We start from the raw sequence: 18,343 nt of genomic DNA, 5'->3' as shown, positions 1-18,343 counted from the left end.
CTCGGTCGTCGGGTCGTACGGGTGTGCCCGGGCGCGTCCTCACAGTCGCTTGACCCCCTTGACGCGGGCCGCCCGCACCTTGGCCGGCCGGCCGCCGCCGAGCAGCCCGCCGCGCTGGGTGCCGCCCAGCAGTCCGCCCCGCTGGCCGCCGATACGGCCCCCGAACCGGCCGCCGCGTCCGGTGCCCAGCCGCTGCCCGGTGCCGGCGCTCAGCCAGTTGCCGTACGCGCCCTTGCCGCTGCCCGTGCCGCCGGCGGACTCCGCCAGCGGATCGCTCTCGGTGCGGCGGGCCAGCGCCATCACCCCGGGGACGACGAAGGGCGCCAGCAGCAGGTCGTAGAGGGCCGCGGTGGCGAGGAGGCCGGCGAGGCCGACCTGGCGGGCGGAGGTGTCGCCGACGAGGGCGCCGACGCCCGCGTAGAGCAGGGTGGTGCCGACGGCCGCGAGGACGACGGCGAGCAGCGGGGCGGTGGCCGAGCGGAGCCGTCCGCTCTCGGGCTTGGCCAGGCCGGCGAGGTAGCCGATCACGCAGAGGACCAGGGCGTAGCGGCCGACGGCGTGGTCGGCCGGGGGCGCGAGGTCGGCGAGGAGCCCGGCGGTGAAGCCGATGAGGGCGCCGCTCACATGGCCGTAGACCAGGGCCAGCCCGAGCACCACCAGGAGGGTCAGGTCGGGGACGGCGCCGGGCAGCTGCAGCCGGGCGAGAACGCTCACCTGGAGGACGAGGGCGACGACGACGAGGGCCGCGGAGAGCAGGATCCGGTTGAGGCGCATCGGTCAGTTCCCGTCGGGAGCGGGGATGGTGGGCGTGGCGGTGACCGTCACCGTGGGGGTGGGCTTGGGCCCCTTCGGCTTGGGCGGCAGCACGGCGTCGCGCGGGTCCTTGCGCGGCGGTTTGACGACGACGCCGACGAGGTCGAGCCGGGTGAAGCCGGCGAAGGGCCGGACCTGCACCGTACGGGTCAGCTCGCCCCGGGAGGGGTCGACGCGGGTGACCTCGCCCACGGGGACGCCGGCGACGAAGGGCTTGCCGCCCTGTGAGCCGAAGGTGACCATCCGGTCGCCCTTCTTGACCACGGTCTTTCCGTTGAGCAGCTGGACGCGGAGGTCGCGGCCGCCCTGGCCGGTGGCGAAGCCGAGTTCGCCGCTGCCCTCCAGCCGGGTGCCGACGGTGAAGTCGGGGTCGTTGGCGAGCAGCACGGTGGCGGTCGAGGGGCCGACGGTGGTGACGCGCCCGACGAGGCCGTCGCCGTTGAGCACGGTCATGTCGCGGGCGATGCCGTCGTCGCTGCCGACGTCGATGGTGACCGTCCAGGAGAAGCCCTGGGCCGCCCCTATGGCGATGACCTGGGCGCCCTTGACGCTGTACTGGCCCGCGCCGGCGGTCCTGAGGATCTTGTCCAGTTCGGCCGCCCGGCTGCGGGTGCGCGCGTCGCTGCCGAGTCTGAGCTTCAGCGCGGCGTTCTCCCGTTCCAGGGCCGCGATACGGCTGTGCCGCTCGCCCGAGTCGCGGACGGCGCCGATGGCGTTGCCGATCGGGTCGACGGCGGACGCGACCCCGTTCTCCACCGGCCCGAAGGCCGATGCGGCGGCCTGCCGGGCGCCGCCCAGCGGTGACTCCTCGCCGCCGCGGATGTCCACCGTGATCAGTGCGAACGCGATGGCGATCAGCAGCACCAGGAGCAGCCGGCTCTCTCGTGTGTCCCTCACGTGCGGCGGCGTGCCTTCCTCATCGGACCGGTCGGCGGCGGGCCGGGTCCGGTCATCATCGGGAGCTGTGGGCCCGGGCTGGCCGGGGTCCGGAAGCGGGTTCCGGACGGTGGAACGGAGTGGGGTCCGCGGTGTGCGCGGCCCCCGGGGACCGGCGGTGGGTGACACGCCGGCCGGGAACCGGCGCGGCGCGTCACCCGGGGTCTAGCGGCGGGGCTGGGAGTCCAGCACCTGCTGGAGCGCCTCGAACTCCTCCACGCACTTGCCCGAGCCGAGCGCGACGGAGTCGAGGGGGTTCTCGGCGATGTGGATCGGCATGCCCGTCTCCTGGCGCAGCCGCTCGTCGAGCCCGCGGAGCAGGGCGCCGCCGCCGGTGAGGACGATGCCGCGGTCCATGATGTCGCCGGACAGCTCCGGCGGGCACTTGTCGAGGGTGGTCTTGACGGCGTCGACGATGGAGTGGACGGGCTCCTCCATGGCCTTGCGGACCTCGCCGGAGGAGATGACCACGGTCTTCGGCAGACCGCTGACGAGGTCCCGGCCCCGGATCTCGGTGTGCTCGTCCTCGCCGGAGTCGAAGGCGGAGCCGATGGTGATCTTGATGTTCTCGGCCGAGCGCTCACCGAGGAGGAGGCTGTACTCCTTCTTGATGTGCTGGATGATTGCGTTGTCGAGCTCGTCCCCCGCGACCCGGATCGACTGGGCGGTGACGATGCCGCCGAGGGAGATCACGGCGACCTCGGTGGTGCCGCCGCCGATGTCCACGACCATGTTGCCGGTGGCCTCGTGGACCGGGAGGCCGGAGCCGATCGCGGCGGCCATCGGCTCCTCGATGATGTGCACCTGCCGGGCACCGGCCTGCGTGGACGCCTCGATCACGGCACGGCGCTCGACCCCGGTGATCCCGGACGGCACGCAGACCACCACCCGCGGGCGGGCCAGATAGCGCCGCTTGTGGATCTTGAGGATGAAGTAGCGGAGCATCCGCTCGGTGATCTCGAAGTCGGCGATGACACCGTCCTTGAGCGGTCGGACGGCGACGATGTTCCCGGGGGTGCGGCCGATCATCTTCTTCGCCTCGGCGCCGACCGCCAGAATTCCGCCGGTATTCGTGTTGATGGCGACGACCGAGGGCTCATTGAGGACGATGCCGCGGCCTCGGACATACACCAGGGTGTTCGCGGTGCCGAGGTCGACAGCCATGTCACGGCCGATGAACGACATGTTGTTCCCCATGAGGATATGTCTGGCCTTCCCAGCTGGAAATGATGACTTTTGAGGTCAGGCGGGGTGAGCACGGTGGGTGTGAAGCTTCCATCGTAGTCACGACCGCGGCAGCTCCGCGCGACGGCCCTCCCATTGTCGGGGGAAGGAATGCCTGCCTCTGTAATGCTGACGTCGTGTCGGAGTGATGGGTTCCCCTCCGGGACCGCGCATATGCCGAGGGGCGGCCGGTTTCCTCGGCCGCCCCAGGTCACGCGGGGGTTACCTCTGACAGCACGTCAGGTTCGAAAAGGCCGCGGGAGGCTCACGCCACCCCGGGGAAGAACAGCTTGAACTCGCGCTCCGCGGACTCCTCGGAGTCCGAGGCGTGGATGAGGTTCTCCCGCACGATGGTGCCGAAATCGCCGCGGATGCTGCCGGGCCCGGCGGCGATCGGGTCGGTCGGGCCGGCCAGCGCGCGGACGCCCTCGACGACCCGTTCCCCCTCGACGGCCAGCACCACGACCGGGCCGGAGGACATGAACTCCACCAGCGGCTCGTAGAACGGCTTGCCGACGTGCTCGCCGTAGTGCTGCTCCAGCACCTCGCGGCTCAGCTCGCGCAGCTCGAGCGCGCTGATCCGCCAGCCCGCCTTCCGCTCGATACGGCCGATGATCTCGCCGATCAGGTTCCTCCTGACCGCGTCCGGCTTGAGGATGACGAGCGTGCGCTGGCTCACGGTACGGGCTCCTTCGATTCTGCGGGTGCGGGGTGGCACGAGGCTACAGGGGCGGCCGCGGAGGCGGTCACGCCGCGTCGGTTCCGGCCCGCCCCGGGGTCCCCGCCCGCCCCGGAGTCCCCGCCGCGGGAGCCGCCGGACGGGCCGGTCAGGCCGCGGCGCTCGCGGCGTGCCGGGCCTTCGCCTCGTCGATCTTGCGGCCGTAGTGCACCGAGGCCCACCACAGGCCCGCGAAGACGGCGCCGAGGAAGAACATCATCGGCACCACCACGCCACTGGCGATGAGCGCCACCTGCAGCGCCCAGCCGGTCCCCACCGCGCCCGGCCGGGACAGCACACCGGCCAGGGCCAGGCAGAGCACCATCGCGGTCCCGCTGACCGTCCAGACGAGGCCGGCGGAGAGGTCCGAGGTCCGCATCGCGACCAGCCCCGCGAAGCCGATCACGAAGAACTCGCCGATCAGCGTGCTCGCACACAGCGTCCGCATCGCTCAGCCCCTGCCCTTCCCCAGCAGCAGCCGGGCCTCGCCCACCGTGATCACGGAACCCGTCACCAGCACACCCGCGGCGGCGAACTCGCCGCCCTCCTCGGCCAGGGTGATCGCGGCCTCCAGCGCGTCGTCCAGCCGGGGCTCGACCTGCACCCGGTCCTCGCCGAACACCTCGACGGCGAGCGCCGCCAGTTCGTCCACGTCCATGGCCCGGTGGGTGGAGTTGCGGGTGACCACGACCTCGTGGAACACCGGTTCGAAGGCCTCCAGCAGGCCCTTGACGTCCTTCCCGGCGCTCGGGCCGACCACGCCGATCAGCCGGCTGAAGCCGAACGCCTCGGTGACCGTCCCCGCCGCCGCACGGGCCCCCGCCGGGTTGTGCGCCGCGTCCAGCACGACCGTCGGACTCTTCCGCACGATCTCCATCCGGCCCGGCGAGACCACCGAGGCGAAGGCCGTGCGGACCGTCTCGGCGTCCAGCGTGCGGGCGTGCTCGGAGCCGATGCCGAAGAACGCCTCGACGGCGGCCAGCGCGACCGCCGCGTTGTGCGCCTGGTGCGCGCCGTGCAGCGGCAGGAAGATATCCGGGTACTCCCCGCCGAGGCCGCGCAGCGACACCATCTGCCCGCCGACCGCGATCTCCCGGGCGGTCACGCCGAACTCCATGCCCTCGCGGGCCACGGTGGCGTCCACCTCCACGGCCTTCTTGAGCATCGCCTGCGCGGCGTCCACCGGCTGCTGGGCGAGAACGACCGTGGCTCCCTGCTTGATGATCCCGGCCTTCTCCACGGCGATCTCGCCGGGCGAGCCGCCGAGCCGGTCGGTGTGGTCGAGGTCGATGGGCGTAACGACGGCGACGCCGGCCTCGATGACGTTGGTGGCGTCCCAGCTGCCGCCCATGCCGACCTCGACGACCGCGACGTCCACGGGCGCGTCGGCGAAGGCGGCGAACGCCATGCCGGTGAGCACCTCGAAGAAGGAGAGCCGGTGCTCCTGCGCGGTGTCGACCATCTCCACGAAGGGCACGAGATCGCGGTAGGTCTCGATGAACTTCTCCGCGGCGACGGGCGCCCCGTCGATGCTGATGCGCTCGGTCACCGACTGGACGTGCGGGCTGGTGTAGCGCCCGGTGCGCAGGTCGAAGGCGGTCAGCAGGGCCTCGATCATGCGGGCGGTGCTGGTCTTGCCGTTAGTGCCGGTGATGTGGATCGACGGGTAGGAGCGCTGCGGCTCGCCGAGGACGTCCATCAGCGCACTGATGCGGGTGAGGGACGGCTCCAGCTTCGTCTCCGGCCAGCGGCCCGCCAGCTCGGTCTCGGCCTCGCGGAGCAGACGGTCGGTCTCCGGGTCCTCCGGGCGGGCGGGGGCCTCGTCGGCCCCGAGCGGACCGGCCTGGGTGCGCAGGGTGCGGCTCCCGGCCTCGATCACCGCCAGGTCCGGATCGCGGCCGGTCTCCGCCTCGACGATCTTCTCGAAGGGGTCGTCGGGTTCGTCGGGTTCGGGATTCCCGTGCGGGGCGCGCTCACTCACGGGGGTCAGTCTACGGAGCCGCGGGGGTGCCCGGGTCCGACCGGGCCGTGCTCCCGGTCACCCCGCCCCGGCAGCCCGCCCCCCGGTCGACGCGGGGAACGGGCGTACGGAACGCCGCGTCCCCCGCACCCGGCGCGGACGGCCGGGTGCGGGGGACGGTGCGGTCCGGCCGCCGGTCAGCCCTGCGGAAGGCCCGCGAGCTGGGCGGTGATGCGCTCGATGTCCGCCTCGGCGGTGCTCAGCCGGGTACGGATCTTGTCCACGACGTGGTCCGGGGCCTTGGCCAGGAACGCGCCGTTGCCGAGCTTGGCCGTGGCCTGGGCCTTCTCCTTCTCGGCGGCGGCCAGGTCCTTGGTGAGCCGCTTCCGCTCGGCCGCCACGTCGATCGTGCCGGAGAGGTCCAGCGCGACCGTGGCGCCCGCGACCGGCAGGGTGGCGGTGGACGTGAAGTCCTCCCCCTCCGGCTGGAGGCGGAGCAGCTGCCGGATGGCGGGCTCGTGCCCCGCGAGGTCCGTGCCCGCCAGGTCCAGCCGGGCGGGGACCTTCTGGCCGGGCTGGAGCCCCTGGTCGGCGCGGAACCGGCGGACCTCGGTGACCACCTGCTGGACCGTTTCGATCTCCCGCTCGGCGGCGGCGTCGCGGAAGCCGCTGTCGGTGGGCCACTCGGCGATGACGACCGACTCGCGGCCGGTCAGGGTGGTCCACAGCGTCTCGGTGACGAACGGGATCACCGGGTGCAGCAGGCGCAGCGTGACGTCGAGGACCTCGCCCAGGACCCGGCGGGAGACCTCGGCGGCGGGGCCGCCGGCCTGGAAGACCGTCTTGGTCAGCTCGACGTACCAGTCGAAGACCTCGTCCCAGGCGAAGTGGAAGAGGGTGTCGCTGAGCTTGGCGAACTGGTAGTCGTCGTAGTAGGCGTCGACCTCGGCGACGACCGCGTTCAGCCGGGAGAGGATCCAGCGGTCGGCCGCCGACCGGCGCTCCGCCGCGGGGAGTTCGCCCTCGACCGTGGCGCCGTTCATCAGCGCGAAGCGGGTGGCGTTCCAGATCTTGTTGGCGAAGTTGCGGGACGCCTGGACCCAGTCCTCGCCGATGGGGACGTCGACCCCGGGGTTGGCGCCGCGGGCCAGGGTGAAGCGGACGGCGTCGGAGCCGTACTTGTCCATCCAGTCCAGCGGGTTGACCGCGTTGCCGAAGGACTTCGACATCTTCTTGCCGAACTGGTCGCGGACCATGCCGTGCAGGGCGATGGTGTGGAACGGCGGGGTGCCGTCCATCGCGTACAGGCCGAACATCATCATCCGGGCGACCCAGAAGAAGAGGATGTCGTAGCCGGTGACCAGAACCGAGTTGGGATAGAACTTCTCCAGGCTCTCGGTCCGTTCGGGCCAGCCGAGGGTGGAGAACGGCCAGAGGCCGGAGGAGAACCAGGTGTCCAGGACGTCGCTGTCCTGCTGCCAGCCCTCGCCGGACGGCGGCTGCTCGTCCGGGCCGACGCAGACCGTCTCGCCGTTCGGGCCGTACCAGACCGGGATGCGGTGGCCCCACCACAGCTGCCGCGAGATGCACCAGTCGTGGAGGTTGTCGACCCAGCCGAAGTAGCGGGACTCCATCTCCTTGGGGTGGATGGCGACCCGGCCGTCGCGGACGGCGTCGCCCGCGGCCTTCGCCAGCGGGCCGACCCTGACCCACCACTGCATCGACAGCCGCGGCTCGATGGTCGTCTTGCAGCGCGAGCAGTGGCCGACGGAGTGCGTGTACGGGCGCTTCTCCGCGGTGATCCGGCCCTCGGCGCGGAGCGCGGCGACGATGGCGCTGCGCGCCTCCAGCCGGTCCAGCCCCTGGAACGGGCCGTGCGCGGTGATGACCGCGTGCTCGTCCATGACCGTGAGGTTGGGCAGGCCGTGCCGCCGGCCGATCTCGAAGTCGTTCGGGTCATGGGCGGGCGTCACCTTGACGGCGCCGGTGCCGAACTCCGGGTCGACGTGCTCGTCGGCGACGACCGGGATGCGGCGGCCGGTGAGCGGCAGTTCGATCTCGGTGCCGACGAGGTGGCGGTAGCGGTCGTCGTCCGGGTGGACGGCGACGGCGGTGTCGCCGAGCATCGTCTCCGCGCGGGTGGTGGCGACGACGATGGAGTTCTCGCCCTCGCCGTAGCGGATGGAGACCAGTTCGCCCTCGTCGTCCTGGTACTCGACCTCGATGTCCGAGATGGCGGTGAGGCAGCGCGGGCACCAGTTGATGATGCGTTCGGCGCGGTAGATCAGCTCGTCGTCGTAGAGCCGCTTGAAGATGGTCTGGACGGCGCGGGAGAGGCCCTCGTCCATGGTGAAGCGCTCACGGGACCAGGCGACGCCGTCGCCCAGGCGCTTCATCTGGCCGGAGATCTGCCCGCCGGACTCGGCCTTCCACTTCCAGACCCGCTCGGTGAACGCCTCGCGGCCCAGGTCGTGCCGGGACTTGCCCTCCTTGGCCAGCTCGCGCTCGACGACGTTCTGCGTGGCGATGCCGGCGTGGTCCATGCCGGGCTGCCACAGCGTCTCGTAGCCCTGCATCCGCTTGCGGCGGGTGAGGGCGTCGATGAGCGTGTGCTCGAACGCGTGGCCGAGGTGGAGGGAGCCGGTGACGTTGGGCGGGGGGATGACGATGGTGTAGGGCTCTTTGCCGCTCTTCGCGTCCGCCTCGAAGTAACCCCGTTCTACCCAGCGCTCGTAGAGCGGCCCCTCCGCGTCGGCCGGTGCGTACTGGGTCGGCAGGTTGGCGGGGGCGCTGCTGTGGGCCCCGGTCCCGGGGCGCTGGGAGTTGTCGGTCACGACCGTCAGTCTAAGGGCGGGGCCAGTGCTGTTACGAACCCGTTGCCGCCCCGGGGTAAAGCCCGCATAAGTCGTCGGGGAGGATGAGCCCAACTGTTCTGTGCACCGAGGGGGATCCATGAGCCACCACCAGCCGCCACCGCAGCCGGGCCGGTACGGGGGCGGCACGCCCGGCCCGTACGGCCCGGGTGGTGCGGCCGGAGCCCCGGGTCCCGGCCACCCGCCGCAGGCCCCGGGCCAGGTGCCCCCGCAGGGTTACGGGTATCCGCAGCAGGGTGGCCCGCAGCCGGGCCCGTACGGTCAGCCGCCGCAGCCGGGCCCGTACGGCGGCGCGCCCGGCGCGCCCGGCCCGTACGGTCAGCAGCCCGGCGGCCCGCAGCCGCCCTACGGACAGCCGCAGCCGTACGGCCAGGTGCCGCCGCCCCCGCCGGGCGGCGGACGGGGCAAGCGGACCGGCCTCGTCATCGGCGCCGCGGTGGCCGTGGCCGCTGTTGTCGCCGGTGTCGTCTTCTTCACCGGTGGTTCCGGCGACGACGGCCCGCACAAGCTGACGACCCCGCAGACGGTCGCCGGGGAGTACGAACGCAAGGGCGAGGGCAGGAACGACTCCGGCGTCTCCGGCAAGGACCGGAAATCGCTCGACCAGCTTCCCGGCGTCAAGGACCCGCGTCCGGTCCAGGCCGAGTACGCGACGGCCTCCAAGAAGCAGATGCTGCTCACCGGCGTCTGGGGCACGGTCGACAACCCCGAACAGGTCATCGACGCCATGTTCACCGTCCTGCGGACGATGGCCGAGGACGAGGGGACCGTCGAAGTGCTCGGCAGCCCCGAGGAGGCCGAGCCCGACGGCCTGGGCAGCGCCGTCATGAAGTGCCAGAAGTTCAAGACGACCAACGACGATCCGAACGCTCCCGTGAAGGAGGCCGAGCTCCCCGTGTGCATCTGGGCCGACTCCAGCACGGTCGGCGGCGTCATGGTCATCGATCCGCTGGCCGTGCTCGCGGGCAAGGCGGATCTCGGCGCCGTCGCGGAGACCGCGGCCAAGGTGCGCGCGGACGCCCGGGTCAAGCTCGACCAGTGATCCGCCCCGGGGAGAGGACAGTCCGCGCATGAGCCGCCATCAGCCGGGTTCCTGCGGCGGCCCGCCGCAGCAGACCGGCACGGCCCGGGCGGAAGCCCGGATCGAGAAGTAACCCCGGCCGCCGCGCACGGCGCGACGGGCACCCCGAAGATCCACGGCTCCCGGTCCAGCACGGCACCGGAAGCGGAACCACCAGCAGAGCACGTCCCGAGGGGGGACCTCATGAGCCACAACCAGCCTCCGCCGTCACCCGGTCCGTACGGCGGCGGACAGCCTCCCAACCCGTACGGCGCCCCGCAGCAGCCGGGTTACGGCTACCCGCAGCAGGGTCAGCCGCATGTGCCGCCGCAGGGCCAGCCCGGCTACGGCTACCCGCCGCAGGGCGTCCCCGCGGGGCAGCCCTGGCCGCAGACCCCGCCGCCGCCCCCGTCGCGCGGCCTGGGCAAGGGCGCCGTCATCGGGATCGTCGCCGGTTCGCTGGCGGTGCTGACCGTGGTGGGGCTCGGGGTCGCGGCGCTCCTCGGCGGCGCTGAGGGCACAGAGAAGCTCACCACGCCGCAGTCCCTGCTCGGCGGCGACTACGAGCGCGCCGAGGACAGCGCGCAGCTGGAGCAGCAGCGCGACATCCTCCAGGACGAACTGCCGTCCGACGGCACCGCGGTGGTCGCCCAGTATCTGAAGGGCGGCAGCATCGAGAAGGGCGCGCTGATCCTCTCCGGTGCCTGGGGCGACATCGACTCCGATCCGGAGGACATGCGCAAGGACGCGCTGGACGGCATGGTGCAGGGCCAGCCGGGCTCCCAAGTCGTCCAGGAGCAGACGGACTACGAGATCAACGGTGACACCCTCAGCTGCCAGCTGGTGAAGGCCGGCCAGGGCCTGGCGAATATGTACATGCCTGCCTGCGCCTGGGCGGACAACTCGACCATGGCCGTGGTCGCCGTCGTCTCCGCCGACTACACCTCCGAGGACTCGGTGGACCTCAAGGAGTTCTCCGAGACGGTCGGGCAGGTCAAGCAGGAGACCGTCAAGCCGAAGTAGGGGGCGGGCGGGGCTCGCGGAAGCCGAAAGGGGCGGACCGGTGAACTCCGGTCCGCCCCTTCGGCGTTGTCCGTACGGCGGCGCGCGTGAGGCTCAGGCGCTCTTCTCGTGCCGCTCGCCCGGCTCGCCACCGCGGGTGCGCGGCACGAGCGTCGGGTTCACATGGGAGTGCACGACGTCGGCGGTGATGACGACGCGGGCGACGTCCTTGCGGGACGGCACCTCGTACATGACCGACATCAGCACCTCCTCCATGATGGCGCGCAGGCCCCGCGCCCCGGTGCCGCGCAGGATCGCCTGGTCGGCGATGGCCTCCAGGGAGGGGCGGTCGAAGTCCAGCTCGACGTTGTCCAGTTCGAAGAGCCGCTGGTACTGCTTGACGAGCGCGTTGCGCGGCTCCACCAGGATCTGCAGCAGCGCCTCGCGGTCGAGGTTGTGCACAGAGGTGATGACCGGAAGCCGCCCGATGAACTCGGGGATCATGCCGAACTTCACCAGGTCCTCCGGCATGACCTCCTGGAACTGGTCGCTCGCCTCGATCTCCCGCTTGGAGCGGATGGTCGCGCCGAAGCCGATGCCCTTGGCGCCGGCCCGGGACTCGATGATCTTCTCCAGACCGGCGAAGGCACCGCCCACGATGAACAGCACGTTCGTGGTGTCGATCTGGATGAACTCCTGGTGCGGGTGCTTCCGTCCGCCCTGCGGCGGCACCGAGGCGGTGGTGCCCTCCAGGATCTTCAGCAGGGCCTGCTGCACGCCCTCGCCGGAGACGTCGCGGGTGATCGACGGGTTCTCGCTCTTCCGCGCGACCTTGTCGATCTCGTCGATGTAGATGATCCCGGTCTCGGCCTTCTTGACGTCGTAGTCGGCCGCCTGGATCAGTTTCAGCAGGATGTTCTCGACGTCCTCGCCGACATAGCCGGCCTCCGTCAGCGCGGTGGCGTCCGCGATGGCGAACGGGACGTTGAGCATCCGCGCCAGGGTCTGCGCGAGCAGGGTCTTGCCGGAACCGGTCGGGCCGAGCAACAGGATGTTGGACTTGGCCAGTTCGATACCGTCGTCCCGGCTGTCGCGGCTGCTGTTCTCGCCGGCCTGGACCCGCTTGTAGTGGTTGTAGACGGCGACGGACAGGGCCTTCTTCGCGGCCTCCTGCCCGACGACGTACCCTTCCAGGAACTCGTAGATCTCGCGGGGCTTGGGCAGTTCCTCCCAGCGGACCTCGGAGGTCTCCGCGAGTTCCTCCTCGATGATCTCGTTGCAGAGGTCGATGCACTCGTCGCAGATGTAGACACCCGGGCCTGCGATGAGCTTCTTCACCTGCTTCTGGCTCTTTCCGCAGAATGAGCACTTGAGCAGATCGCCGCCGTCACCGATACGTGCCACGAGGTGCTTCCCCTTCGCCTGGGATCCGCCCTGATCATCGGACCCTGGTGCCTGTCTGGGTTGTCCGGAGTCCGCGACGCGGTCGGTCGTCACGGTCCGCCGCCCCCTCCCGACGGTACCTTGCCGGGCCCCCGGTCCGGGCCCCCCTTGGACCGACTCGGCCCAAGGGGGATACCGCACTTACACGGAAACGGAACTCTTCCGGGTCGAAACGATCTGGTCGATCAGACCGTACGCCAGGGACTCGTCCGCGTTGAGGATCTTGTCGCGCTCGATGTCGTCCTTGATCTGCTCGATCGGCGTGGTGGAGTGCTTGGCGAGCAGCTCCTCCAGCATCGAGCGGGTCCGGATGACCTCGTTCGCCGCGATTTCCAGGTCGGAGACCTGGCCGCGCCCGATCTCACTGTACGGCTGGTGGATGAGGACCCGGGCGTTGGGGAGGGCCATGCGCTTGCCGGGGGTGCCGGCGGCGAGCAGCACGGCCGCGGCGGAGGCCGCCTGGCCCATGCACACCGTCTGGACGTCCGGCTTCACGAACTGCATCGTGTCGTAGATCGCGGTCAGCGCGGTGAACGAGCCACCGGGGCTGTTGATGTAGATCGAGATGTCCCGGTCCGGGTCCATGGACTCCAGGCAGAGCAGCTGGGCCATGACGTCGTTCGCCGAGGCGTCGTCGATCTGCACCCCGAGGAAGATCACGCGCTCCTCGAAGAGCTTCGCGTACGGGTCGTACTCGCGCACGCCCTGGGAGGTGCGCTCGACGAAGCGCGGCACGATGTAACGGGACTCGGCCTGGGGGCCGGTGTACTGAGCGCGCAGACCCTCGGGGAGGCCGCTGCCGGAGAGATTGTTCATATGACTGTTCACCGTCCTGGTGGCGATCTGTGGGCTGAGGGGTCTGGACTCGGGGCCGCCGACAGGGCTCAGGCCCCGGTGCCGCCCCCGCCCGGAACGCCGGTGGCGGAGGGCATGACGTCATCGATCAGGCCGTAGTCCTTGGCCTCGTGGGCCGTGAACCAGCGGTCGCGGTCGGAGTCGTGGGTGATCTGCTCGACGGTCTGGCCGGTGTGGAAGGCCGTGAGCTCCGCCAGCGTGCGCTTGTTGCGCAGCAGCCGCTCCGCGTGGATCTTGATGTCCGAGGCGGAACCGCCCAGGCCCGCGGACGGCTGGTGGATCAGGATCTCGCAGTTCGGCAGCGCGAAGCGCTTGCCGCGGGTCCCCGCGCTCAGCAGGAACTGGCCCATGGAGGCGGCCAGGCCCATGCCGATGGTCACGATGTCGTTCTTGATGTACTGCATGGTGTCGTAGATCGCCATGCCGGCCGTCACCGAGCCGCCGGGACTGTTGATGTAGAGGTAGATGTCCTTGTCCGGGTCGGCGGCCAGGAGCAGCAGCTGCGCCGTGATCTTGTTGGCGATGTCATCGTCCACGGGCTGGCCGAGGAAGATGATCCGCTCATTGAGCAGCCGGTTGTAGACCTGGTCGCCGAGACCGCCGAAATTGGGCTCAGCGGCGGCGGAGGGCATCGGGATCGTCACGTGTCCACCTGCTCTAGTCGGACGGCGACGGGCCGTCTCAGCGTGTCATTCGGGCCGGGGATCCGGGTGGTGGCCGGGGCGCTCCCGGCGCCTTCCGGAGACTCCCCTGCCCCCGTATCTACGGACCCTAACGCGCTGGTCGGCGGGCGCCATCCCGCATTGTCAACTGTTCGCTGTGAGCGCAGGCCCGGCGGCGCGGGGCGGCCGGACGGGGCACGGCGGGACGCGGCAGGCCCGGACGCGGTCGCGCGTCCGGGCCTGCCGCAAGCGGTCCCGCTGGTTCCGCGCCGGGGCGCGGAGGGGCTCAGGCGCCGGTCTCGCCCGTCTTCGCGGCCTTCTCGGCCGCCTCCTGGCCCTCGGCGGCGGTGTCACCGGACTCGGGGGCCGACTCCTCGGAGGCTGCCTCGGCCGTCTCGGCGGTGGCGTCCTCCTCCTCGTCCTCCAGGTCGACGACCTCGCCGTTGGTGTCCTTGACCGTGGCGGCCTCGACGACCACGGCGAGCGCCTTGCCGCGGGCGACCTCGCCGACGAGCATCGGCACCTGGCCGCCCTCGACGACGGCCTGGGCGAACTGGTCGGGGCTCATGCCGGAGGACTGGGCGCGGCGCATGAGGTGCTCGGTGAGCTCCTCCTGGCCGACGGAGAGCTTCTCCTTGTTGACCAGCTCGTCGAGGACGAACTGGGTGCGGATGCCCTTCTCCGCCTGCTCGCGCAGCTCGGCGTCGAACTCCTCGGCGGTCTTGCCCTGGACCTTGAGGTAGCCGTCCAGGTCCATGCCCATCTGGCCGAGCTGGTGGTGCTCCAGGTTGTGCTTGCGGGTGTTGACCTCGTCCTCGAGGAGCTTCTCGGGGATCGGGACCTCGACCAGCTCCAGGAGGGCGTCGAGCACCTTCTCCTGTGCCTGGGTGGCCTGCTCGTACACCTTCGACTGCTCCAGGCGCTTGCGGCTGTCCGCGCGCAGTTCCTCAAGGGTGTCGAACTCGCTGGCCAGCTGGGCGAAGTCGTCGTCCAGCTCGGGCAGTTCGCGGGCGGCGACGGCGGTGACGTCGACCTTGACCTCGGCCTCCTTGCCCTGGGCGGAGCCGCCCTTGAGCTCGGAGGTGAAGGTGGCGCTGGAGCCGGCCTCCAGGCCGGTGACGGCCTCGTCGATGCCGTCGAGCAGTTCGCCGGACCCGATGGTGTAGCTGACGCCCTGGGCGACGCCGTCCTCCAGGATCTCGCCGCCGACCTTGGCCTCCAGGTCGATCGTCACGACATCGCCCTCGGCGGCGGCGCGCTCGACCGGGGTGGTGGAGGCGAAGCGGTCACGGAGCTGCTCGACCGCCTTGTCCACGTCCTCGTCGGTGACCTCGACGGCGTCGACGGTGACCTCGATACCGGAGTAGTCCGGGATCTCCAGCGCCGGGCGGATGTCCACCTCGGCGGTGAAGGCCAGGACCTCGCCGTCCTTGAGCTCGGTGATGTCGACCTCGGGCTGGCCGAGCGGGTTGAGGTCGCCCTCGTTCACCGCGTCGGTGTAGAACTTCGGCAGCGCGTCGTTGACGGCCTCCTCCAGCACCGCGCCGCGGCCGAACCGCTGGTCGATCACCCGGGCGGGGATCTTCCCCTTGCGGAAGCCCGGCACCGTGACCTGCTGGTTGATCTTCTTGTACGCCGCGTCGAGGCTGGGCTTGAGCTCCTCGAAGGGCACCTCGACAGTGAGCCGAACCCGGGTCGGGTTCAGGGTCTCCACGGCGCTCTTCACGGTTGGGTCTCCTTGGGGCTGACTTCTGGGATTCTGCAGAGGGATTTCGGCTCTCTGCCGATGGCGCCCCATGCGGTGATCGACTGGGTGGACCGACGTTGGATGATCGACACAGACGGACACGGGCACGCAGCTTGCATAGTAACCGCAAGCGGTATCCGGCCCCTAACGGGAGCGGGCCTCCCCCGGCCGCTTCCGTTGACGGCGGCTCCGGGTACCGCGGCCGTGCCGGAGCCGCGGGCCTCGCACCCGGGGCGGGGGCGGCGGCGGTGGTGGTCGGGGTGGCCGGATTCGAACCGACGGCCTTCCGCTCCCAAAGCGGACGCGCTACCAAGCTGCGCCACACCCCGCTGGTGCGAGACGTAGGGTACATGCACCGCAGGTGCGGCGGGGCGCTTAACGGGGCGGCCGGTTACGGGTGTGCGAGCGGCCGCCGGGACCCGCTACGATGCACATCGTGCCGCGGCGGCCTCGCTCCCGCGGCTCACGCGGGCGTAGCTCAATGGTAGAGCCCCAGTCTTCCAAACTGGCTACGCGGGTTCGATTCCCGTCGCCCGCTCACGGACACCGGGGCCGGGCCGGAGGATCTTCCTCCGGCCCGGCCCCGGTGGCGTTCTCGGGGCGGCAGCGCCCGTCTTAGGGTGGCGGCATGGAAATCTGGGTCAACCCTGCGTGCTCCAAGTGCCGCTCCGCCGTACGGCTTCTCGACGAGGCGGGGGCCGATTACACCGTCCGCCGCTATCTGGAGGACCCGCCGGACACCGACGAGCTGCGTGCCGTACTGGACCGGCTCGGCCTGGAGCCCTGGGAGATCACCCGCACCCAGGAGCCGCAGGCCGAGGAGCTGGGGATCGGTGCCTGGCCGAAGGAGCCGGCCGAGCGGGAGCGCTGGATCGGGGCCCTGGCCGCGCATCCGCGGCTGATCCAGCGACCGATCATCACCGCCGACGACGGCAGCGCCGCGGTCGCCCGTGACGAGGCCACCGTCCGGGACACCATCGCGCGCGGGCACTGAGGACGCGCGGGCGCCGGAAGCGGGCGGGGGCGGGAAGCGGGCGGGGGCCGGTACGCGCCGCGGGGCGCCCCGTACGGGCGGCCCGCGGTCCTTCCGCCGCGGTGCGCCGGTCAGAAGCTGAGCTGGTTGAGCGTGTCCGCCAGCGAGTCCAGCAGTCTCTGGATGGTCGGGGCCATGCCCGACGACGCCAGGAAGAAGCCGAACAGGATGGCCACCAGGGCCGGTCCGGCCTTGAGCGACCCGGACTTGATCAGCACGATCATGATGATCAGCAGGACGACAACAGCAGACAGCGAAATGACCACAACTGATCCCACCCTTGGTCGGAACGACGTCACCGGCCCCGGAAGTGCGGCCCCGCACCCCACGCCGGGACCATCGTGCCACCAACGCGGGACGGGGTTGTCCCCTGTTGGCATTTCGTCGGTCATCTGTTCACGCCAGCCCTATGCCCGCGACTCCCCCTCGGACAAACGACCGGGTCCGCGGCGGCCCCGGCCCGTGATCCATGTCATGTTCACGGATAAGGACCGATGCCCATCAAACGGGCGGATCACCCCCCTTGAGCTGCGCCGGACGGGGTAGCAGCCGACAACGAAGGAGAGGAGGGGGAAGGTTTTACGGACAACGCCCCCCGACGCTATGGTGCCTCAGATGTTGCACGCTGCCCCGTCCCCCTCGTGCGCGGTGACGTCCCGGTCCGTCCTCCCCCAGACTTTGCGGGAGGGCCGGTGACGAACGTGCTGCGCCCCCACGGCCACCAGCGGACGCCGCTCCCCCCGGAGACCCGTGCGTCCCCTCTCGCCCCGTCCCACGACTCCACGACGCCGCATCCCGGGGGCTCCCCCACTCCCCCGGGCGGAAACGGCGCCGTCAAGAAGCGTGATCCGTTCTTCGACAACGCCAAGTACCTGGCGATCGTCCTCGTGGCCATCGGCCACGCCTGGCAGCCGCTGACGGCCCACAGCCGCGTCGCCGAAGCGCTGTACATGTTCGTGTACGCCTTCCACATGCCGGCCTTCATCGTCATCTCCGGCTACTTCTCCCGCAGTTTCGACATGCGGACCGACCGGCTGCAGCGGCTCATCACCGGCGTGGCCGTGCCGTACATCGTCTTCGAGACGGCCTACAGCTACTTCAAGCGCTACGCGGACGACGATCCGGGTTACCCGATCAGCCTGCTCGACCCCTGGTACCTCACCTGGTTCCTGATCGCGCTCTTCGTCTGGCGGCTGACGACCCCGCTCTGGAAGGTCGTGCGCTGGCCCGTGCCGCTCGCGCTCTCCGTCGCCGTCCTGGCCTCGGTCTCCCCCGACATCGGTGACGACCTGGACCTCCAGCGGGTTCTGCAGTTCCTGCCGTTCTTCGTGGTCGGCCTGATGCTCAAGCCGGAGCACTTCCAGCTGGTGCGCCGCCGCGAGGTGCGGATCCTCTCCGTACCCGTGTTCGCCGCCGCGGTGCTCTTCGCCTACTGGGCGGCGCCCCGGATGGCGTCGAGCTGGTTCTACCACCGCGACAGCGTGCAGGAGCTCACCGCTCCCTGGTGGACCGGTCTGGTGATGACGCCCGCGCTCTTCGGCTGCTCCATGGTGCTGGTCGCCTGCTTCTACGCCTGGGTGCCGCGGCGCGAGATGTGGTTCACCGCTCTCGGCGCCGGCACGCTCTACGGCTATCTGCTGCACGGCTTCCTGGCCAAGGGCTCGCGCTTCTGGGACTGGTACGACGCGGCTTGGCTCAACACCGCCTGGGGCGCCGCCGTGCTGACCGTCCTCGCCGCGGCGGTGGTGACCGTGCTGTGCACCACGCCGGTGCAGCGGGTGTTCCGTTTCGTCATGGAGCCGAAGATGGAGTGGGCGTTCCGGCGGGACGCGGCCGAACTGGCCCGCGGCCGGGCGGAGAAGAAGGCGCCCGCGCCGACCGCCGGGGACGGCGGGGCCGCCGCCCGCGGCTGAGGCTCCCCCACCGCCTCCCACCGCCTCCCACCGTCTCCACCGCTTCCCCGTCCGTACGGACGGCCCGCACGGGACAGCGCCGCGGCCCCGGGTTCACCGCCCGG

General features: G+C 71.0%; 16 protein-coding genes and 2 tRNA genes. 5 read left to right on the top strand and 13 right to left on the bottom strand.

The genetic code is table 11. From position 1 onward, the window contains the following. Window positions 1–39: 39 nt before the first annotated feature. From mreD to SXIN_RS21550, 7 genes are all read right to left on the bottom strand, one after another. Window positions 40–774 (bottom strand): rod shape-determining protein MreD, encoded by a 735-nt coding sequence (gene mreD, locus SXIN_RS21580; RefSeq protein ID WP_095757395.1) that lies wholly within the window; start codon window positions 772–774, stop codon window positions 40–42. Window positions 775–777: 3 nt separating this feature from the next. Continuing rightward, window positions 778–1,710, bottom strand: a complete 933-nt coding sequence (gene mreC, locus SXIN_RS21575) for a rod shape-determining protein MreC (RefSeq protein WP_019709066.1) — start codon at window positions 1,708–1,710, stop codon at window positions 778–780. A gap of 204 nt (window positions 1,711–1,914) precedes the next feature. Then, entirely contained in the window at window positions 1,915–2,934 is a 1,020-nt protein-coding gene (locus SXIN_RS21570; protein ID WP_039821277.1) for a rod shape-determining protein, read from the bottom strand. A gap of 304 nt (window positions 2,935–3,238) precedes the next feature. Then, window positions 3,239–3,652 (bottom strand): nucleoside-diphosphate kinase, encoded by a 414-nt coding sequence (gene ndk, locus SXIN_RS21565; protein WP_019709064.1) that lies wholly within the window; start codon window positions 3,650–3,652, stop codon window positions 3,239–3,241. A 148-nt stretch (window positions 3,653–3,800) separates the two neighbouring features. After that, complete coding sequence (locus SXIN_RS21560; protein WP_019709063.1) at window positions 3,801–4,139, bottom strand: DUF4233 domain-containing protein; 339 nt, start codon at window positions 4,137–4,139, stop codon at window positions 3,801–3,803. A 3-nt stretch (window positions 4,140–4,142) separates the two neighbouring features. Continuing rightward, window positions 4,143–5,672, bottom strand: coding sequence for a bifunctional tetrahydrofolate synthase/dihydrofolate synthase (gene folC / locus SXIN_RS21555; protein ID WP_019709062.1), 1,530 nt, complete (start codon window positions 5,670–5,672; stop codon window positions 4,143–4,145). Between the two features lie 176 nt (window positions 5,673–5,848). Next, the gene (locus SXIN_RS21550; protein WP_019709061.1) at window positions 5,849–8,485 is read right to left on the bottom strand and encodes a valine--tRNA ligase; all 2,637 of its coding nucleotides are present in this window, start codon (window positions 8,483–8,485) and stop codon (window positions 5,849–5,851) included. Window positions 8,486–8,603: 118 nt separating this feature from the next. Here SXIN_RS21550 and SXIN_RS21545 point away from each other — a divergent pair, with 118 nt between their 5' ends. Together SXIN_RS21545 and SXIN_RS21540 are read left to right on the top strand one after the other, a co-directional pair. Continuing rightward, window positions 8,604–9,566: a hypothetical protein gene (locus tag SXIN_RS21545; protein ID WP_095757394.1), complete on the top strand. Its 963-nt coding sequence runs from the start codon at window positions 8,604–8,606 to the stop codon at window positions 9,564–9,566. A gap of 222 nt (window positions 9,567–9,788) precedes the next feature. After that, a complete protein-coding gene (locus tag SXIN_RS21540) occupies window positions 9,789–10,607 on the top strand; it encodes a hypothetical protein (protein ID WP_019709059.1) in 819 nt (272 codons plus the stop codon). A gap of 93 nt (window positions 10,608–10,700) precedes the next feature. Here SXIN_RS21540 and clpX read toward each other — a convergent pair whose 3' ends face one another. The 5 genes from clpX to SXIN_RS21515 form a co-directional block, all read right to left on the bottom strand. After that, entirely contained in the window at window positions 10,701–11,990 is a 1,290-nt protein-coding gene (gene clpX / locus SXIN_RS21535; protein WP_019709058.1) for an ATP-dependent Clp protease ATP-binding subunit ClpX, read from the bottom strand. Window positions 11,991–12,170: 180 nt separating this feature from the next. Beyond that, a complete protein-coding gene (locus SXIN_RS21530; RefSeq protein ID WP_019709057.1) occupies window positions 12,171–12,845 on the bottom strand; it encodes an ATP-dependent Clp protease proteolytic subunit in 675 nt (224 codons plus the stop codon). A gap of 68 nt (window positions 12,846–12,913) precedes the next feature. Next, entirely contained in the window at window positions 12,914–13,516 is a 603-nt protein-coding gene (locus SXIN_RS21525) for an ATP-dependent Clp protease proteolytic subunit (RefSeq protein WP_078648994.1), read from the bottom strand. A 316-nt stretch (window positions 13,517–13,832) separates the two neighbouring features. Next, the gene (tig, locus tag SXIN_RS21520) at window positions 13,833–15,272 is read right to left on the bottom strand and encodes a trigger factor (RefSeq protein ID WP_019709055.1); all 1,440 of its coding nucleotides are present in this window, start codon (window positions 15,270–15,272) and stop codon (window positions 13,833–13,835) included. A 273-nt stretch (window positions 15,273–15,545) separates the two neighbouring features. Next, a tRNA-Pro gene (locus SXIN_RS21515) sits at window positions 15,546–15,622 on the bottom strand. 138 nt (window positions 15,623–15,760) lie between these two features. On the opposite strand from SXIN_RS21515, the gene SXIN_RS21510 reads away from it, so the two are divergent. Beyond that, window positions 15,761–15,831 (top strand) — tRNA-Gly (locus SXIN_RS21510). A gap of 90 nt (window positions 15,832–15,921) precedes the next feature. Then, window positions 15,922–16,287 carry an ArsC/Spx/MgsR family protein gene (locus SXIN_RS21505; RefSeq protein WP_019709054.1) on the top strand — a complete coding sequence of 122 codons (366 nt, stop codon included), beginning with the start codon at window positions 15,922–15,924 and terminating at the stop codon, window positions 16,285–16,287. 110 nt (window positions 16,288–16,397) lie between these two features. Here the strand turns inward: SXIN_RS21505 and SXIN_RS21500 are convergent, their stop codons facing one another. Beyond that, window positions 16,398–16,592, bottom strand: coding sequence for a hypothetical protein (locus SXIN_RS21500; protein ID WP_019709053.1), 195 nt, complete (start codon window positions 16,590–16,592; stop codon window positions 16,398–16,400). 426 nt (window positions 16,593–17,018) lie between these two features. Here SXIN_RS21500 and SXIN_RS21495 point away from each other — a divergent pair, with 426 nt between their 5' ends. Next, on the top strand, window positions 17,019–18,239 hold the full coding sequence (locus tag SXIN_RS21495; protein ID WP_019709051.1) for an acyltransferase family protein: 1,221 nt from the start codon (window positions 17,019–17,021) through the stop codon (window positions 18,237–18,239). Window positions 18,240–18,343: the final 104 nt, after the last annotated feature.

Source organism: Streptomyces xinghaiensis S187 (assembly GCF_000220705.2).
Taxonomy (GTDB): domain Bacteria; phylum Actinomycetota; class Actinomycetes; order Streptomycetales; family Streptomycetaceae; genus Streptomyces; species Streptomyces xinghaiensis.
Note: the sequence above shows the minus strand (reverse complement) of the source record. Positions and strands in the feature narration are given on the sequence as shown.

Coding starts and splice junctions, on each gene's coding strand:
- SXIN_RS21525 (WP_078648994.1), bottom strand. CDS start 13,516: ATGCCCTCCGCCGCCGCTGAGCCCAATTTCGGCGGTCTCGGCGACCAG.
- SXIN_RS21570 (WP_039821277.1), bottom strand. CDS start 2,934: ATGTCGTTCATCGGCCGTGACATGGCTGTCGACCTCGGCACCGCGAAC.
- SXIN_RS21540 (WP_019709059.1), top strand. CDS start 9,789: ATGAGCCACAACCAGCCTCCGCCGTCACCCGGTCCGTACGGCGGCGGA.
- SXIN_RS21505 (WP_019709054.1), top strand. CDS start 15,922: ATGGAAATCTGGGTCAACCCTGCGTGCTCCAAGTGCCGCTCCGCCGTA.
- SXIN_RS21530 (WP_019709057.1), bottom strand. CDS start 12,845: ATGAACAATCTCTCCGGCAGCGGCCTCCCCGAGGGTCTGCGCGCTCAG.
- SXIN_RS21560 (WP_019709063.1), bottom strand. CDS start 4,139: ATGCGGACGCTGTGTGCGAGCACGCTGATCGGCGAGTTCTTCGTGATC.
- SXIN_RS21545 (WP_095757394.1), top strand. CDS start 8,604: ATGAGCCACCACCAGCCGCCACCGCAGCCGGGCCGGTACGGGGGCGGC.
- mreD (WP_095757395.1), bottom strand. CDS start 774: ATGCGCCTCAACCGGATCCTGCTCTCCGCGGCCCTCGTCGTCGTCGCC.